This window comes from Lujinxingia vulgaris (assembly GCF_007997015.1).
GTDB classification, from domain to species: Bacteria; Myxococcota_A; Bradymonadia; order Bradymonadales; family Bradymonadaceae; genus Lujinxingia; species Lujinxingia vulgaris.
Genome location: NZ_VOSM01000001.1, coordinates 521,754 through 538,918 on the forward strand (window position 1 = coordinate 521,754; position 17,165 = coordinate 538,918).

General features: G+C 64.2%; 18 protein-coding genes. 8 read left to right on the forward strand and 10 right to left on the reverse strand.

Annotated features, from left to right (window positions below):
* Window positions 1-22: 22 nt before the first annotated feature.
* The 5 genes from FRC98_RS02080 to coaE all read right to left on the reverse strand — a co-directional run bounded on the left by FRC98_RS02080 (window position 23) and on the right by coaE (window position 4,978).
* On the reverse strand, window positions 23-2,194 hold the full coding sequence (locus FRC98_RS02080) for a RelA/SpoT family protein (RefSeq protein ID WP_146979643.1): 2,172 nt from the start codon (window positions 2,192-2,194) through the stop codon (window positions 23-25).
* A 177-nt stretch (window positions 2,195-2,371) separates the two neighbouring features.
* Entirely contained in the window at window positions 2,372-2,773 is a 402-nt protein-coding gene (locus FRC98_RS02085; RefSeq protein ID WP_146979644.1) for a helix-turn-helix domain-containing protein, read from the reverse strand.
* A gap of 47 nt (window positions 2,774-2,820) precedes the next feature.
* Window positions 2,821-3,123: a type II toxin-antitoxin system HigB family toxin gene (locus FRC98_RS02090; RefSeq protein ID WP_146979645.1), complete on the reverse strand. Its 303-nt coding sequence runs from the start codon at window positions 3,121-3,123 to the stop codon at window positions 2,821-2,823.
* 84 nt (window positions 3,124-3,207) lie between these two features.
* Window positions 3,208-4,311 carry an SDR family oxidoreductase gene (locus FRC98_RS02095; protein WP_146979646.1) on the reverse strand — a complete coding sequence of 368 codons (1,104 nt, stop codon included), beginning with the start codon at window positions 4,309-4,311 and terminating at the stop codon, window positions 3,208-3,210.
* A 16-nt stretch (window positions 4,312-4,327) separates the two neighbouring features.
* Complete coding sequence (gene coaE / locus FRC98_RS02100; RefSeq protein ID WP_230467182.1) at window positions 4,328-4,978, reverse strand: dephospho-CoA kinase; 651 nt, start codon at window positions 4,976-4,978, stop codon at window positions 4,328-4,330.
* A gap of 185 nt (window positions 4,979-5,163) precedes the next feature.
* Here coaE and FRC98_RS02105 point away from each other — a divergent pair, with 185 nt between their 5' ends.
* The 5 genes from FRC98_RS02105 (at window position 5,164) to FRC98_RS02125 (ending at window position 9,681) form a co-directional block, all read left to right on the forward strand.
* Window positions 5,164-6,150: a hypothetical protein gene (locus tag FRC98_RS02105; protein WP_146979647.1), complete on the forward strand. Its 987-nt coding sequence runs from the start codon at window positions 5,164-5,166 to the stop codon at window positions 6,148-6,150.
* On the forward strand, window positions 6,147-7,451 hold the full coding sequence (locus FRC98_RS02110; protein ID WP_146979648.1) for a hypothetical protein: 1,305 nt from the start codon (window positions 6,147-6,149) through the stop codon (window positions 7,449-7,451). Before FRC98_RS02105 ends, FRC98_RS02110 begins: the two co-directional genes overlap by 4 nt.
* 95 nt (window positions 7,452-7,546) lie before the next feature.
* Entirely contained in the window at window positions 7,547-8,143 is a 597-nt protein-coding gene (gene yihA / locus FRC98_RS02115; RefSeq protein WP_146979649.1) for a ribosome biogenesis GTP-binding protein YihA/YsxC, read from the forward strand.
* A complete protein-coding gene (gene rimI, locus FRC98_RS02120) occupies window positions 8,140-8,625 on the forward strand; it encodes a ribosomal protein S18-alanine N-acetyltransferase (protein WP_146979650.1) in 486 nt (161 codons plus the stop codon). The genes yihA and rimI overlap by 4 nt, the downstream gene beginning before the upstream one ends.
* An 87-nt stretch (window positions 8,626-8,712) precedes the next feature.
* Window positions 8,713-9,681 carry a ribose-phosphate diphosphokinase gene (locus FRC98_RS02125; protein WP_146979651.1) on the forward strand — a complete coding sequence of 323 codons (969 nt, stop codon included), beginning with the start codon at window positions 8,713-8,715 and terminating at the stop codon, window positions 9,679-9,681.
* A gap of 92 nt (window positions 9,682-9,773) precedes the next feature.
* On the opposite strand, the gene FRC98_RS02130 is transcribed toward FRC98_RS02125, so the two are convergent.
* The 3 genes from FRC98_RS02130 to FRC98_RS02140 form a co-directional block, all read right to left on the reverse strand.
* Window positions 9,774-10,646, reverse strand: a complete 873-nt coding sequence (locus FRC98_RS02130) for a metallophosphoesterase family protein (RefSeq protein WP_146979652.1) — start codon at window positions 10,644-10,646, stop codon at window positions 9,774-9,776.
* A 26-nt stretch (window positions 10,647-10,672) separates the two neighbouring features.
* Complete coding sequence (locus FRC98_RS02135) at window positions 10,673-11,179, reverse strand: HNH endonuclease (protein ID WP_146979653.1); 507 nt, start codon at window positions 11,177-11,179, stop codon at window positions 10,673-10,675.
* 250 nt (window positions 11,180-11,429) lie between these two features.
* Complete coding sequence (locus tag FRC98_RS02140) at window positions 11,430-12,185, reverse strand: ComFC family protein (RefSeq protein WP_146979654.1); 756 nt, start codon at window positions 12,183-12,185, stop codon at window positions 11,430-11,432.
* An 89-nt stretch (window positions 12,186-12,274) separates the two neighbouring features.
* On the opposite strand from FRC98_RS02140, the gene FRC98_RS02145 reads away from it, so the two are divergent.
* Entirely contained in the window at window positions 12,275-12,742 is a 468-nt protein-coding gene (locus tag FRC98_RS02145; protein ID WP_146979655.1) for a 23S rRNA (pseudouridine(1915)-N(3))-methyltransferase RlmH, read from the forward strand.
* A gap of 114 nt (window positions 12,743-12,856) precedes the next feature.
* On the opposite strand, the gene rsfS is transcribed toward FRC98_RS02145, so the two are convergent.
* Window positions 12,857-13,303 (reverse strand): ribosome silencing factor, encoded by a 447-nt coding sequence (gene rsfS / locus FRC98_RS02150; protein WP_146979656.1) that lies wholly within the window; start codon window positions 13,301-13,303, stop codon window positions 12,857-12,859.
* Window positions 13,304-13,394: 91 nt separating this feature from the next.
* On the reverse strand, window positions 13,395-14,711 hold the full coding sequence (locus FRC98_RS02155; RefSeq protein ID WP_146979657.1) for a glutamate-5-semialdehyde dehydrogenase: 1,317 nt from the start codon (window positions 14,709-14,711) through the stop codon (window positions 13,395-13,397).
* Between the two features lie 247 nt (window positions 14,712-14,958).
* On the opposite strand from FRC98_RS02155, the gene FRC98_RS02160 reads away from it, so the two are divergent.
* On the forward strand, window positions 14,959-15,249 hold the full coding sequence (locus tag FRC98_RS02160) for a co-chaperone GroES (RefSeq protein WP_115603148.1): 291 nt from the start codon (window positions 14,959-14,961) through the stop codon (window positions 15,247-15,249).
* A 108-nt stretch (window positions 15,250-15,357) separates the two neighbouring features.
* Window positions 15,358-17,016 carry a chaperonin GroEL gene (gene groL / locus FRC98_RS02165; RefSeq protein ID WP_146979658.1) on the forward strand — a complete coding sequence of 553 codons (1,659 nt, stop codon included), beginning with the start codon at window positions 15,358-15,360 and terminating at the stop codon, window positions 17,014-17,016.
* Window positions 17,017-17,165 lie beyond the last annotated feature (149 nt).

Below are 17,165 nucleotides of genomic sequence, written 5' to 3' on the forward strand. Positions count from 1 at the left end.
GGTTAGAGGTAGCGTCAGTGGCTCAATTCATGGTGCGCTCGACTTTGTACACGCCTTTGATTTTCTCAATGTTACGCATGGCGCGTTTGAGCTGATCGGTGTTCTGAACGAGCACCTCAAAGGTGTTCACCGCGCGGTGATCTTCGGTAGTCACGCACTGGGCCTGGCTGATGTTGACGCCGGTGGCCGAGAAGGCCTGGCTGATGTTGGCCAGAAGCCCGGGCTTGTCGGTGCAGTAGACCCGCACGCTGACCGGCCGGCGCGCGTTATCGGGCACGCTCGTATCGTTGGCCCAGCGCACCGAGATCTGCCGCTCGCGCTCCAGATGCGAGACGCGGGTGCAGTCGCGGGTGTGCACCGAGAGGCCGCGTCCGCGGGTGACAAAACCCACGATCTCATCGCCCGGCAGCGGGTTGCAGCATTTGGCGTACTGCACCATCACATCTTCGATGCCGTCGAGGACCACGCCGGTTTTGCCGCGGTGGACGAGCTTGTCCCAGAGCTGGCCGATCTTGGATTCGGTGTCGGCCGCGCGCGCCTTCTTGTTCTCGGTGGGGTAGATCTTCTCGACGATGGTGTCGGGCTGGGTCTTGCCGTAGCCGATGTCGGCGAGCATGTCGTCGATGTTGTTGAAGCGGCTGAGTTCAGCGGCTTTGGCCAGGTTCCCGGCGCGCTCCCAGGCGCGGATGTTGGTGTGGTAGCGCTTGAGCTCTTTGTCCAGAAGCTCGCGTCCCAGCTCCTGGCTGCGTTCGCGCTGCTCGCGGCGCACAGCGTTGCGGATCTTGGTGCGCGCGCGGCTGGTGGTCACGAAGTTGAGCCAGTCCTTGTTGGGGCGCTGATTCTTATGCGTGAGGATCTCGACGATGTCGCCGTTATGCAGCTCGGTCTTCAGGGGGACCATCATCCCGTTGACCTTGGCCCCGGAGCAATGCGCGCCGACCTCGGAGTGGATCGCGAAGGCGAAATCCACGCAGGTCGCGCCGGCCGGGAAGCTCAACACGTCGCCGTCGGGGGTGAAGACGTAGACCTCGTCGTGGAAGAGGTCGATCTTGACCGACTCCAGAAACTCCATCGGATCTTCGTGATCCTGGTGCTCCTCCATCAGGCGGTGGAGCCAGGCGAACTTCTGGTCGTCGCGGTCCGGGACGGCTTTGCCCTCTTTGTAGAGCCAGTGCGCCGCGATCCCCTCCTCGGCGACCTTATGCATGTCGTGGGTGCGGATCTGGATCTCGATGCGCTCCTGATAGGGGCCGATCACCGAGGTGTGCAGCGACTGGTAGCCGTTGGGCTTGGCAATCGCGATATAATCTTTGAAGCGCCCGGGGATGGGCTTCCAGAGGTTGTGGACAAGGCCCAGCGACTCGTAGCACTGCACCCGCTCATCGACGAGGATGCGAAACGCCAGCACATCGAAGACCTGCTCAAACTCGATCTGGTTGTGGCGCATCTTGCGGTAGATGCTCCAGAAGTTCTTGGGCCGACCGTAGACCTCACCGCTGATGTCGTTCTCGGCAAGGAGCTCCTGGAGGATCGTGATGACCTCGCGGATGAAGTTCTCGCGCTGGCGCTTCTTCGACGCCACCTTCTCGGCGATGTCGTAATAAGCCTCGGTGTGCAGGTAGCGAAAGGAGAGGTCTTCGAGCTCGGTCTTGACCCAGTTCAAGCCTAAGCGATGCGCAAGCGGGGCGTAGATGTCCATCGTCTCGCGGGAGATGCGCTCCTGGGACGAGGGGTTCATGTACTTGAGCGTGCGCATGTTGTGGAGGCGGTCGGCGAGCTTGACCAGGATCACGCGCAGGTCGCGACTCATGGCGATGATCATCTTGCGGATGTTCTCGGCCTGAGCTTCTTCGCGGGTGTTGAACTGAAACTTGGAGAGCTTGGTGACCCCGTCGACCAGGAATGCGACGTCTTCGCCAAAGCGACCGCTGAGCTCTTCGACGGTGGTGTCGGTATCTTCGACGGTGTCGTGGAGCAGGCCGGCGACCAGGCTGGCCACGTCCAGGCGCAGGTCGGCGATGATGTCCATCACCTCCAGCGGGTGGCTCATGTAGGGCTCACCGCTCTTGCGCATCTGGCCTTCGTGCATGGCCGCGGCAAACTCATAGGCCTCGCGCAGCTGTGCGATGTCCGGATCGGGGTGGTAGGAGCGGACTTTCTTGATGATGGAGTTCAGGCGGTTTTGCAGTTGCATCGACTCGACGACTCCCGGGCTAAGGGCCGGAGCATAAGCGCTCAATAAAAAGAACCGACCGCGGGAGGCATTCATTCGCGGGGGGGCAAGGGGCCGGGTCGGCTGCTCGCCAGGGCGGCGAACATCGCTCATGGTAACGGAGCCAGGCGTCGAATCAAAGAAAGAAGGGTGGGGGGATCAACCCGCCGAGGGGCGATGTTCCGAGTCATCGCGGAAGGGGTTGTCGATCAGGGAGCCCGCCGGGATTTCGAAAAATGCGCTGAGCTTTCTGATCTGGTTGAGCGAGAGCTGACGATGACCCTTAAGAACAGCAGAGAGGTGGGTAGGCTGGAGTTTAGCCTGACGCGCAAGCTCAGCCTGCGTCAGGCCGAGGCGCTCCATATGAAACTGGATCACGTCGGCGGGCGGCGCCTGCGCGATCGGGTAATGCTTTCGTTCATAGGCCTCGACCAGCGTGACCAGAATGTCGAGAAGATCGAACTCATCGGTCCCCTCGGTTGGATCTGCGTCCATCAAGTCGGAGATGCGACGCAACGCGTTCTCGTAGTCTTGGGGGGTCCGGACGGGTTGGATGTTCATTGAGGGCTCCTGTCATACTGACGGGGTGAACTTCGAAAAAAGACCCGTTAGAAGTCGTTGACACTAAGAGCGTCTATTTTGTCGTATTCGGCGTGGGTACCGAAAAACTTTATGTAGACGACTTGTGACCGATAAGCGATGGATACGATGAGGCGGTAGGTGTTGCCCTTGATGTTAAAAACAACTCGGTTGCCCGCGAGAATACTTGCGTTAGGGTACCGATTTTTGACGTCCTGCGGAGACGTCCAAACTGCTCGTTCAGTGTCAGCGAGCCACTCCTCTAAACTCTGTTTAACGTTAGGAAATCTTGCATACTGGTCGGTGATCGTCTTTTTCTTCACAATACGCATAGTTGACCTCAATAAAATAGTTAGTAGGTCATAATTATTACCAAGTTGGTAACAAAGGCAAGCGAAACTTTATTCGCAGACACGTCACCCCATGATCTCCACCCCCAGCGGCATCTCCAGATCGAGGTCGGCGGCGCGCACATAGGCGATGAGCGCGTCGAGGTAGGTGGGCAGCGGCGGGCAGAGGTCCTGGCCTTCGAGCGCATCGAGGGTGTTGATGGAGTTGTAGATGGTCAGGTGGTTGAAGTCGTCCATAAACTGGCGGGGGTTGCGCGTAAAACGCTCCAGGTAGGGGAACTTCATCAGAAGGCTGGTCAGGCGGTAAGGGAGCATGCCGACGGGGGCGCTGCGGCCGGCGCGGTCGGCGACCAGTTGGAAGACGCGGCGCGCGGAGAGGGGGTTGGGGTCGCAGAGGTGGAAGGTGCGTCCGGCGGCGTCGTCGCGGCGGCTGATGCGGTGCATCGCGCGGCAGACAAAGTCGATGGGCACGAGGTTCAGGGGTTTGTCGCCGCGGCCGGGCATGGGGATGGGCACGATCGAGGGCATGTTGACCAGGGCGTTGATCAGGTAATAGGGCCCGGCCATGCGGTCGATCTCACCGGTGCGGGAGTCGCCGACGATGATGCTGGGGCGGAAGATCGAGATGGGCAGATGTTCCATCGCCTGGCGCATGGCCTGCTCGGCCTTGAACTTGCTCTCTTCGTAGGCGTTGCGAAAGCCCTGCCCCTCGTCGAGCTCCTCTTCCATGATGACGCCGGCGCGGTCGCCGCTGACGAAGGCCGTGGAGAGGTGGTTGAGGCGCTCGAGGTGCTGCATCTCGTAGGCGGTATCCAGGATGTTGCGGGCCCCGCGCACGTTGACCTCAAAGGCCTCGGAGCGCTCCACGCCTAAGAACCAGATGCTGGCGATGTGGTAGATGTCGGTGACGTTGGCGATGAGCTCCAGGTACTCGCGGCCGGAGAGCCCCAGGTCGAGAGCCACGACATCGCCGCTGAGCAGGTGAATGCGCTGGCGGGAGGCGTCGAGTTTTTGGAGCTGGCGGTCGGCCTCATCGAGGGCGTCGGGGCGCACCAGCAGGCGGATGGTGGCGTCGGGCTCGTCGTTGAGGATCGTCTCGACGAGCTTTCGGGCCACAAAGCTGGGGAAGCCGGTGATGAGGATATCGCGCTTTCGGGAGGGCTCGGTCATCGCGGTAAGTCCGTGCTCAGTCGTCGGTCGGGCGCGCGCTGCCTGTCTGGCGGATGCGCGCGTCGATGGAGTTAAAAAGTTCGTCTACCTGGCGTCGAGTGTGGTCGAGGCTCTGATCGTTGTCGATCACAAAGTCGGCGACCTTGAGCTTCTCACCCAGAGGCATCTGGGAGTCGATGCGCGCGCGGGCGTCGTCAACGCTTAAGCCATCGCGGGCCATCAGGCGTTGAAGTTGGGTCTCTGGCGAGCAGGCCACCACGATGAGGCTGTCAAAGGCCTTAAAGAGCCCGTTTTCCACGATTAGCGCTGCGTCGTAAATCACCCAGGGCTCGCCGCGCTCAAAGGCCGCGGCGCTCTGGCGGGCCATCTCCTGCGCGATGCGCGGGTGGGTGATGGCGCCCAGGCGAGCGCGCAGGTCGGGATCCTGGAATACTCGGGCGCCCAATGCGGTACGGTTGAGCGTGCCGTCTTCGTTGAGGATGTCAGGGCCGAAGGTCTCCACGATGTCTTCGAGCGCGGGTTGGCCGGGCTCGACGACTTTTCGAGCGATGCGGTCGGCGTCGATGACGGTGACGCCCAGCGATTCAAAGTGACGGCTGACGGTGGATTTTCCGCTGGCGATGCCACCGGTCAGGCCGATGATCACGCCGGGTGAGTTCGTTGACACCTTTTGGCCCCTCGTACTAGGACTCGCCGGGACTGAAGCGCCGGCATATGGCGGCGATTGTAAAGCAGGTTGAGCGCCTTAGAGATAGGGCGGTTGATACCATCGACAAGGAAAGCATGCAAAGGCGTGCAGGCAGGATAAGTGCCCGCTTTCAGGGGCGGCGCAGGAGGTCGCAGCGCTGGTTGATGACGCTGGCGAACCCGGCTGTGGCGGCCGCATCGCTGGTGTTGGCCGGGCTGATGGCGCTCTATGCGGCGGCCGGGGCGCCGGGGTGGATTGAGGCCGGACCGATGCCCCAGGTGGCCAGCGCTACGGCGCTTTTGTTGAGCCTGGCGGTGGCGTCGATGGCGATGCGCTGGACGACGCTCAAAGGTCGCTCGGAGCTCGGAGCTCCGGGCCTTGCGGCGATGGTGCTGGGCGGCGCGGTGCTGGCCGGCGGCTGGTTGACCGGGCATGGGACCTTGCCGGTCGGTGAGCTGGTGCTGCCGATGCATGAGACCCGCCAGGCCTATGAGGTCAAGCAGGGAAGCCGCCAGGTGGACGTGATGCTGCCGCTGCGCATGACGCTCGAGTCCGTGGTGCTGGGAGACGAGCCGCGCGTCGATGTGGTCTTTTCGCGTCTGGGCCCCGACGGGGTACCGCCGCAGACGCTCGGGGTTGGTGAGAGCCTGGATGTGAGCGGGCTTCGTTTTGCGTTTGTGGGGCTTGTGACCGACACAGCGGTGTACCGGGCGGTGGTGCGCAGTGAGGCGGAGAACACCATCCCGGCTGCGGGTGTGGTGGGCGATAGCCTGAGCGTTTCGATCAACGGACCGAGTTATACGGTCGTGGCGACGACCTCAAACTACCTCGACGCCATGGGGCCCGCGGTGCAACTCGAAGATGGCGAGGGGCGGCGTTTCTGGGTGTTTGAAGAGCCCGAAAGTGAGGCTCGCCCCGACTTTGCCGACGGCCTGTGGCTTGAGGAGTTGCAGGAGGTGCCGGCGGCGGTGATGCAGGTCTCCCCGGTGCGACCGTTCGGGGTGCTGGGGATCGGCGCCGGGCTGTGCGTGGCGGGCTTCTTGCTGCTCTGTTTCGGCGGGCTCGGGATGGGGCGAAGCGCTGATGAGAGCGCGGAAGGTGGCGCAGCAGATGATGCCGGTAGCAGCGATGATGTGGAGGACGAGCAATGAGCCAGGAGCCGAAGCAAGAGTGGCGGCGCGGCGCGTTGCGTCTGAGCGTGGTCGGTGCGGTGGTGGGGGGCGCGGGGCTTGTGGCCTCGCTGTGGTTTGGCGCTGCCCCGGGTATGCTGGTGATGCTGGCGGCGCTCGGGAGCTTCGCTGGCCTTGTGGGCCTGGGCCCCCTCTCGGGCGCCATTGCGACCCGTGATGTGCAGTTGGGCGCGAGTTTGCTGGCCGTGGCGGTGATCCTGGGATCGTTGCTCACCCTTGGTGCGGGCGCGCCCGGGCCGCTCTCCACCCTGGGCGCGATGTGGACGGTGCAGGGTGCCGCCTGGCTCGCTTCGCTCGCCATGCTTTTTGTGGCGGCAGCGGCCGCAGGCCGCGCGCCCCAGGCCGTCGGCGCGTTGAGCGCGGCGCTGGGGCTGGGCGTTCTGGGTGTGTGGGCCGAGCGCGCCCGCGAGAGCGCGGTGAGCTTTGCCTGGCCGCTGGCCGCCGGCGAGGAGCCGCTTTTGTGGGGGCTTCCCTCGGTGCGCCAGGCCGCTGATTTGAAGGTGCCCGTGGTCATGGGCGCTGAGAGCGCCGCGGGGCTTGTGGCCACGGCGGTGGTTGTCGCGGGCATCGCCGCGCTGGCGAGCTCCGGGCTCATCGACGCAAAACATCGCCTGCGTGCGCTGGCCGGGAAGTTGTGGGCCGGCGCGGCGATGCTCTTCGCGGTGGCCGTGGGCATGGTGCTCGGCACACCGGCGCCGCCCGCCGAACGGCTGGTCGACGCGGGGCTCAAAGCCCGGGCGGCCGAGTGGCTCTCCGGCCGCCAGCTTCCCCCGGGGCTCTCCGAGCAGGGGGAGTTTCTGGTGGAGCTGGCAAGCTCCCCGGCGGTGCATCTGGCGCGGATGGGGGCGGAGGTTGTGGCGTTGCTCATCGCCGCGCTGCTCTGCGCCTGGGTCTCCTGGCGAGGTGGGCGCGGCGGCGATGATCGTGGTTCCGAGGTGCAGGCGCCTGGCGAGCAGGCGGAGGCGCTGAGTCGCGGGCTTGTGGGGCGCGCGGTGGCGCTGATGATGCTGGGCTGGGCCTGGGGGCTTCTGGTGACCTGGGAGTCGAGCGGGGCGTTCGGGGTGTTTACACGCGCGGAGTGGGTGGGCTTTGGCGTGCCGCTTGTCGTGCTGGGCTTGCAGCAGGCGATGTACGAGCAGGGCACGCTCGGAGCGCTGGCGCGACGAATTACCCCGGTGGTGGCGCTTGCGTTTGTCAGCCTGGCCCTTCTGTGGGTATGGAGCCACGGGGCGGCGCCGGGTGTCGGCGCGCGTCTTTTCTGAGTTATCGAAATCATCTGGCAAGAACGTTGCCCGAACCTCCCTCTGAGCGCGCTGTCGCGAACGATGAGAATGAGACGGGCGCCGAGGAGCATCACATGAGCGCGATCTACAAGGTCAACAAGGCGGAGTTTATGACGAGCGGCACAAAGCCCTCGCACTACCCGCCCACCGAGCTCCCGGAGATCGCCTTTGGCGGCGCGAGCAACGTCGGAAAATCCAGCCTGATCAACTCGCTGGTGGGGCGCACCAAACTGGTCAAGACCAGTAAGACGCCGGGGCATACCCAGACGATCAACTTCTTCAACATCAACGACGCGATGGTCTTTGTGGATCTTCCGGGCTACGGCTTTGCGAAGGTTCCCCTCTCGGTGAAAGCGGCCTGGGGACCGATGATCGAGGGCTATCTGGCGGGGCGGCCCACGTTGCGTGCGATGGTCTGCGTGATGGATCTTCGCCGCGGGGTGCGCGACGACGACATGATGCTCATCGAGTCGGCGCCGCTCTTCGGCATCCAGCCCATCCTGGTGTTCACCAAGGCCGATAAATACGGGCGCAACGCCGCGCAGCAGCGCCGCCGCGAGATCGCAAAAGATCTGAACTGCCCGCCCGGAGAACTTCTCCTCTACTCCAGCACCAAGGGTGAGGGAGGGGAGGCGTTGTGGGATCGCATCCGCCAGGTCACCGGCGTATGAGCGCCGAGGGCTGGGGCGAGCCCGGCGGCGAAGGTGTGGGGGAGGGGCTGAGCGTGCGGCGGGCGACGCCGGAGGACCTCGACGCGATCATGGAGGTGGAGCGCGCCGCGCACGCCCACCCCTGGCAGCGAGAGAGCTTCGAGCGGGAGTTCACCCTGGAGTGGTCGCGCATCTGGGTGGCCACCGAGGGGGAGCGCGTGGTGGGCTTTCTGGCCTACTGGCGGGTGCTCGACGAGCTGCACATCCTGGATGTGGCGGTGCACCCGGACGCTCAGCGCCGCGGGATTGCCCGGGGGATGCTGGAGATGCTCATCGCCCTGGGGCATGCCCACGAGGTCGTCTCGGTGCTCCTGGAGGTGCGCGTGAGCAATAAGGCGGCCATCGCCCTCTACAAACGCCTGGGCTTTGAGCGGATGGGCCGGCGCAAGCGCTATTACGAAGACGGCGAAGACGCCTGGGTGATGTGCGCCGAGCTGGGCTGAGAGTTCTGGCGAGGTTGATCCTACGCGCTGAGTTTTGTAAGGGGGAGGCGTCGCACGCCCCCCCACCACCCCGCTACGGAGTCCCTCGTGAACAAGCAGCTCAAAGTCTTTTCCGGCGGCAGCCATCCGGAGTTCTGCCAGTCGATCTGCGGATATCTCGGCATCGACGTCGGAAAGAGCACCACGGTTCGGTTCAGCAATGAGAACATGATGGTGCAGATCGAGGAGAACGTGCGCGAGTGCGACGTCTTCGTCGTGCAGACCTCGGCCTCGCCGGTGCACGAGAATCTTTTTGAGCTGCTGATCATGATCGACGCGCTGCGCTCGGCGTCGGCCTCGCGCATCACCGCAGTGATGCCCTACATCCCTTACATCCGCAGCGATAAAAAAGATCGTCCGCGTATCTCGATTACCGCGCGTCTTGTGGCCGACCTGCTCAAGACCGCCGGGGCCGACCGGGTGCTCACCATGGATCTGCACTCGGCTCAGGCGCAGGGATTTTTCCGCATGCCCGTCGACCAGCTGCTGGGCGCCGGTCCCATCTGCGATCGTCTGCGTCAGGAGGAGGGCCGCGAGAACTGGGTGCTGGTCGCTGCCGACGCTGGCGAGGCCAAAGATCTGGGCCGCTACGCCAACCGCCTCGACCTGCCGATGGCGATCATCGACAAGCGCCGCGACGGCGACGATGAGCGCCCGCGCGCCGTCAGCCTGATCGGTGATGTGAAGGGCAAGGTCGCCGTGATCGTCGACGACGAGATCGCCAGCGGCGGCACGCTCATCGAGGCGGCGACCTTCCTCAAAGAGAAGGGCGCCGACAAGGTGCTGGCCACGGCCACCCACCCGATCTTCAGCTCCAACGCCGCCGAGCGCATCGATGGCGCGTTCATCGACAAGGTGTTTGTGACCGACACCGTGCCCCTGCGCGACAACCAGCAGTCGGAGAAGGTGGAGGTGATCTCGGTGGCCAAAGAGTTCGCCGAGGCCATCAGCCGTATTCACGACGGGCGCTCGGTCAGCGAGCTCTTTCACGCCAAGAAGCCCATGAAGCAGTCCTGAGGATAGATTTTTGATCTTCTGAGGATCAAAAAGCCCCGGTGCGAAGGCGCCGGGGCTTTTATATGCTCGTTTATGCTCGGAACGCAGGACGGTTAAAAACGCCCGGAGGGCTCAATCATGTTGAGAAAATCGACCATGGAGATGCCCGGTTCATAGACGGCGTCGAAGTCATCGAGAGCGTCGAGGGCAGGCTCGCGCTCGGTGAGTTCCGCCCATTTTAAGAAGGGCACCAGGAAGGGGCGGGCGGCCTCCACCTCGCGGTAGAGAAGATGAGCGGTGATGTCGCCTTCGTCGAGAAATCCCGAGCTCTGGTAGTGCTCCAGAAAGCCCTCGCGGTCGTACTCGACCTGGCGGAGGGTGACCTCGCGGGAGGGGCCGCTCCCGTTGAGGATGGCGTATTGGGCACGCCAGTCGCCGTTGAAAGGAAGTCCCACGGAGCCGACGTTGACGATCAGGCCGTCTTCAAAGCGGTGGACGAGCGGGCGGTGGGTGTGGGCGCAGATGAGCGTGGAGCCCTCGATCGCGTCGAAATGCTCGCGCAGACGATCTTCGGGGGTCCAGGCGCCGATGCCCTCGCTGTGGGAGCGTGGCGAGCCGTGGAAGACTTCGAGAGTGGGATCGGTGGAGGCATGAAGGGAGAAGGGCAGGGCGTCGATGAAGGCGACGGCCTCTGCGCTGAGTTCGCGGGCCATCCAGCGCGATCCGGCCCATTCATCGAGGGTGCGCCAGGGGTCGGGGATGTCGCCGCGGCAGAAGGAGAGGAGGTAATCCTCGTGGTTTCCGCGCACGCTGCGCCAGCCCAGCTCGGCGATGCGCGCGACCACGGCGCTGCCCTGGGGGCCGCGTCCGACCAGATCTCCGGCGACGATGACCTCATCGACCTGATGGGCGGCGATGTCGGCGATGACCGCGTCGAGGGCGAAGAGGTTGGCGTGAACATCAGCGAGGATAGCAATCGTAGGCATGAAGGCTCAGCGTGCTGGCGAGGGGGTCAGGTCCAGAGGTAGGGCTTCCAATCCTCGGGGTGCTCCTCAAGGTTACCCGCCCCGGCGCTGAATGGCCACCAGCGCGGCTCGTAGGGCTGGGTGATCAGCGGCATGCGCGCCTCGGAGGGGGTGCGGGAGTTTTTGCGACGATTGCAGGGCTGGCAGCTCGTGGCGATGTTGGTCCAGGTGGTTTCTCCACCGCGACTTCGGGGCATGACGTGGTCGAAGGTAAGGTCGGCACCGTTAAAACGCTCGCCACAGTACTGACAGCGGTAGCCGTCGCGGCGGTAGACGTTGTTGCGCGAGAACTGCACGCGTCGCCGGGGGATGCGCACCCGGCGCAAAAGGCGCAGCACCGAGGGCAGCTCCAGCGAGGTGTGGGCGGAGTGCACCTGGCGCTCCTGGGAGACGAGGACTTCGGCTTTGCCCAGCCATAAGAGCGTGACGGCCTTTCGCCAGTCGACAATCGAGAGGGGCTCGTAGGAGGCGTTGAGCAAGAGGGCGGGTTTCATGCGTGCTCCGAGCGATGGCCTTGCGGTCGAGGGGGACGCGATGCCTCAGCAGGCAACGTCGGCAAAAAAACCGTAGAGCAGGGTGAGCGTATTTCCTTCGATTTTCAAAGGTTTACAGAACTTCCTTCTCGGGCGTAGATGACGCGCCGCGGCGAAGACGCGGGGTGAGCGCGGGCGATGCGCGCGTCCGGGGGGCCTTAGCGGGGGTATGTGCAGCCAGGCGCGCGTCTTTGCAGAAGATGATCGAAAGTTATTGACGGGGGAGGCTTCGGGCCAGCACCAGAGCGTGAATTTTTTCAACGCCGGCCTCCCGAAGCGCGCAGGCGGCGGCGTCCAGGGTGGCGCCGGTGGTGAGGACGTCGTCGACGATAAGCGCGCTTGTCGCGGGACGATGGGCTTTGTGAGCCTTAAAGGCGTCGCGCAGGTTGGTGCTGCGCTCGATGAGCCCCAGGCTTGCCTGGGCGCGGGTCTGGCGAGTTTTGCGAAGGGTAAAGAGCGCCGGGCGGTGGTGGGTGCCTTTTGCCCAGCGCCGGGCAAGCAGCGAGGGAAGATGAAATCCGCGCTCCCGCAGGTTTTCGGGGCGCGCGGGCACCGGAATGATGAGCGACGGGGGGAGCGCCCGGAGCGTCGGCGAGATGAGGGCGGCCGAGGCGTTTAAGAGGGACTGTGCGGCGACCAGATCGCCGGAGTATTTGATGCGTCGCAGCGCCTCGGAGACCGCGCCCTCGTACTCCCAGATGGCGGTGGTGCGGCCTATGGGCGAAAAGGGGCGTCGCGCGCAGCCGGGGCAGCCGCCGGCCGCGTTGTGCGACGCGTAAGGAGAGCGGCTCAGCGGAAGGGGAAGCGCGCACCTCGGGCAAACGCTGGATGGCAAGAGGTAGCTGTCCTCCTCGCAGATCGCGCAGAAGGCGCTCTCGGGGAGTGCCGGATCGTCGCAGGCCGCGCAGCCGGGAGGAAGCAGGCGATCAACGGCCTGCTGAAGGAGGTGGACAAGGCGTTGAGGCACGGTAGTCTCCGGGGTGTGGGCCGCCTGGGTTTTTCTATTATCGCGGCGGCCGGCCGAAGTTTGCGTGCCTTAAACGTGTGGAGCAGTCGATGAAGATCAGCGTGGTGGCGATGGGGAAGATGCGAGACGCTCGCCTTGGCGAGCTCGCAAAGGAGTATCGCGAGCGGCTGGCGCATCATCTGCCCGTGGAAGATGTGGAGGTGCGCGAGGTGCGCGTCAGTGGCAACGATGTGGCCGGGGCTCTGGCCGAGGAGGCCGAGGCGATGCGCAAAGCTTCGCCGGAGCCGGCGCTCACCATCGCGATGACCGAGGGAGGGAAGCAAATCGACAGCGCTCAGCTGGCCGAGTGGATGGACGGCTGGATGGTCGGTGGTCAGCGCCATGTGGTCTTCTACATCGGCAGCGCGCACGGGCTGGATCGGCAGCTTATCAAAAGCTGCGATCGGCGCCTCTCGCTCTCGAAGATGACCTTCCCCCACGAGATGGCGCGCATGATGCTCTGGGAGCAGCTCTACCGGGCGATGACGATCATTCGCGGTGAGCCCTACCATAAGTAAGAAGCGAGACGTGAAGTTGATGTGACGATAAAAAACGCCCCGGCAGCCTGGCTGCCGGGGCGTTTTTTAATCAGGGTGCTGCAACGCGCATCGCGTTGGCTTGCGGCCGTCGTATCAGGCTCCGAAGGCTTCGCCGTCGAAGTGGCCGTAGAGCTCTTCGGGGGCGTCTTCGAGCTCCAGGCGAGGGGCCTCCGACCACATGCGCTCCAGGTCGTAATCCTTGCGGGCGTCCTGGTGGAAGATGTGCACGATGATGTCGCCGTAGTCGAGCAGGGCCCAGCGGCCGGTGTCCAGGCCTTCGGTGCCCATGCTCTTGCGGCCGGAGTCGCGCATCTCGGAGTCGACGCGTTTGGCCAGTGCCTGCACGTGACGCTCGGAGGTGCCAGTGGCCACGATGATAAAGTCGGTGTAGCTCACCCGACCGCGCAGATCGATGACGGTGGTGTTGAGCGCTTTAAGATCCCAGGTGACCGCGGCGATGCCGCGGGCCACGTCGATCAGCTCCTGATCGATTTCGGACTGAGGGGTGTTCGGGGTGGAAGCGGCGCTGTCTGTCTTCATTCCTCTCCTGGTCAGGTTTGCCCGGCGCCTCTGGCGCCGGTGACCTCATCCATCCTCGACGTCTTCGTGGATGGTGAGGCGAAATCGCGGGTCACTCCCGGATCTGTCCCGTACCTAACACAACGAATTTGGTGGTCGTCAATTCCTTTAAGCCCATCGGGCCGTAGGCGTGCATGCGGGTGGTGCTGATGCCGATCTCGGCGCCCAGCCCAAGCTGGCCGCCGTCGCTAAAGCGTGTCGACGCGTTTATGAGTACCACCGAGGAGTCCACCGCGTCGATGAAACGCTGAGACTGGGCATAACTCTCGGTGAGAAGGGCCTCGGAGTGGCGAGAGCCAAAGCGATCGATGTGCGCGATGGCCTCGTCGAGGTCGGCGACTACGCGCACCGCCAGCTCCAGGCTTAAGAACTCGGCGGCGTACGCGTCGTCGGTGGCTTCGCAAAAGTCGATGTTGGCCGCGCGTGCGATGGCGGCGCTGGCCGGGCAGAGGTGCAGGCGTACGCCGGCCTCCGACAAGGACTTAAGGCAGCGGGGCACATGCTCCTCAAGCGCGCTCTCGGTAAAAAGCAGCGTCTCGGCGGCGTTGCACACCCCGGGGCGCTGCACCTTGGCGTTGAGCACCACCCGCTCCACCGTCTCCGGGCTGGCGGAGCCGTCGACGACCAAGTGGCAGACGCCCTCATCGTGTTTGATGACGGGGATGCGGGAGTGCTGATGCACAAATTGAATGAGCCCCTTGCCGCCGCGGGGGATGATCACATCGATCGCGTCGCTCAGGGTGAGCAGGTGGGCGGTGGCCTCGCGCTGACGCGTCTCCACAAAGCCGATGGCCTCGCAGGCCTCCGGCGGAAGATCGCTCTGTTGGAGACCCTCGCGCAGCGCGGTGACGACCGCCAGGTTGGAGGCAAACGCGTCGCTGCCCCCTTTGAGCATCACGCCGTTACCGCTCTTTAAGCAGAGCGCGGCCGCATCGCTGGTCACGTTGGGGCGGGCCTCGTAGATGATGCCGATGACGCCCAGAGGAATGCGCTTTTTAGCGACCTGCAGGCCGTTGGGGCGCATCCACATCTCATCGTAGCCGCCGAGTGGGTCGGGCAGGGCGCGGACCTCGTCGAGGGCGCAGGCCATCTGCTCGATGCGCTCGGGGCTCAGGCGCAGGCGATCGATAAACGAATCCTCCAGGCCGCTGGCCCGGGCGGCCTCCAGGTCGGCCTGGTTGGCGCTGAGGATGGCGTCGGTGTGGGCGCGCAGCGCCCGGGCCATGTGCAGGAGCGCGTCGTCGCGCAGCGCGCCGGGCTGGCGCGCGAGCTCGCGGGCGGCGCGACGCACACGGCGGGCCTGGGCGTGAAGCTGGGAAGGATCAAAAACGTCGGTCACGGAGCACTCGCAAGAGTCGTGGTTTACCATGCTCGGTTGCCCCGGGCGCCCGCCATGGCGGTGCGCGTTTCGGGGACTGCAGCGAGCGACGATAGCGCCAAAGTCGGCGTAATTAAAGGGGGAGCGAAGCCTGTCAAACTTTTCTGCTTGACTTGGTTAGGTCGGCGCATACGGTATGCCGCGTTAGCACTCCCCCCTTGAGAGTGCTAAGGGGCCCAATCAGCCCCTGTTTTCCAACACTCAACGTGTTCCTTAACCCATTCTACGAGGTGAAGCGATGAAGATTCAGCCCCTGTACGATCGCGTCCTTATCCAGCGCGTGCCCAGCGAAGAAAAGACCTCGACCGGCATCATCATCCCCGACACCGCCAAAGAGAAGCCGCTTGAAGGTATCGTGCGCGCCACCGGCAAAGGTAAGCCCGGTGATGACGGTAAGCCCGTCGCGCTGCAGGTCAAAGAAGGCGACAAGGTCCTCTTCGGCAAGTACTCCGGCACCGATGTGACGATCAACGGCGAAGAGCACCTGATCCTGCGCGAAGAAGAGATCCTGGCGGTCATCACCGACTAAAGCTCGCTGCTGAGCTCGCGCTGCAATCAGCGCGAGGGATGTCCTGCGTATGAATCTGGCTCGCCGACTCAGGGCGAGCAACCCAACCGAAATTTCAGGAGACAGACCATGGCCAAAGAGATCATTTTTGATACCCGCGCTCGCCAGCGCATCCTCAACGGCGTTAACACCCTTGCCAACGCCGTGCGCGTGACCCTGGGGCCGAAGGGCCGCAACGTGGTCATCGAGAAGAGCTTCGGCGCTCCGCTCATCACCAAAGACGGCGTGACCGTCGCCAAGGAGATCGAGCTTGAGGACAAGTTCGAAGACATGGGCGCCAAGATGGTCAAAGAGGTCGCCTCGAAGACCTCCGACACCGCCGGTGACGGTACCACCACCGCGACCGTGCTGGCTCAGGCCATCCTGCGTGAAGGCACCAAGCTTGTGACCGCCGGGCACAACCCGATGGAGATCAAGCGCGGCATCGACAAGGCCGTGACCGCCGTGGTCGAAGAGCTGCACAAGATGGCCACCGAGACCAGCGAGCGCGGCCAGATCGCGCAGGTCGGTACCATCTCCGCCAACAACGACGAGTCCATCGGTAACCTCATCGCTGAGGCCATGGAGAAGGTCGGCAAAGAAGGCGTGATCACCGTCGAAGAAGCCAAGGGCCTGGAAGACGAACTCGAGTTCGTCGAGGGGATGCAGTTCGACCGCGGCTACCTCTCGCCCTACTTCGTGACCGACGCCGAGCGTATGGAAGCAACCTTCGACAACCCCTTCATCCTGCTCTTCGACAAGAAGGTCAGCTCCATGAAGGATCTTCTGCCCCTGCTGGAGCAGGTCCACGGTCAGGGCAACCGCCCGCTGCTGATCATCGCCGAAGACATCGACGGCGAAGCGCTGGCCACCCTGGTGGTCAACAAGCTGCGCGGCGTGCTCAACGTGGCCGCCGTCAAGGCGCCGGGCTTCGGCGACCGCCGCAAGGCCATGCTCGAAGACATCGCCATCCTCACCGGTGGCAACGTCATCAGCGAAGAGCGCGGCATGAAGCTTGAAGCCGCCACCCTTCAGGACCTGGGCACCGCCGGCACCGTGACCATCACCAAGGACTCCACCACCATCGTCGGTGGTCAGGGGACCAAAGATGCGATCACCGGTCGCGTCAACCAGATCAAGGCCCAGATCGAGTCGACCACCAGCGACTACGACCGTGAGAAGCTCCAGGAGCGTCTGGCCAAGCTCGTCGGTGGTGTGGCCGTGATCAAGGTCGGCGCCCAGACCGAGATCGAGATGAAGGAGAAGAAGGCCCGCGTTGAAGACGCCCTCAACGCCACCCGCGCTGCCGTCGAAGAAGGCATCGTCCCCGGTGGTGGTGTGGCCGTGCTGCGCGCCTCCAAGGTGCTCGACAACCTCTCCCTGGAGCGCGAGCAGGCCTTCGGTGTCGACATCGTGCGCCGCGCCGCTCAGGAGCCCATCCGCCAGATCTCGGCCAACGCCGGTGTGGAAGGCTCCATCGTCATCCAGAACGTGCTCGGCAAGGATGGCAACTACGGCTACAACGCCCGCACCGACGTGTACGAAGACCTGGTCAAGGCCGGCGTCATCGACCCGGTCAAGGTCACCCGCACCGCGCTGCAGAACGCGGCCAGCATCGCCGGTCTGATGCTGACCACCGAGGCGATGATCGCCGAGAAGCCCAAGGCGGGCGACGATGACGCCGCCGGTGCTGCTGGTATGGGCGGCATGGGTGGTATGGGCGGCATGGGTGGCATGGGCATGATGTAAGCCCTTTGCGCGTCGGCAGCGCGTCGTAAACATCGCGCGCCGACGCCGCCCTCAACGCCTGAAGCGTTTGAAAAGCCGCCCCCCCGTGAGACACTCGCGGGGGGCGGCTTTTTTTGCGTTCAGGGGCAACGACGAGCTCGAATGTCAGG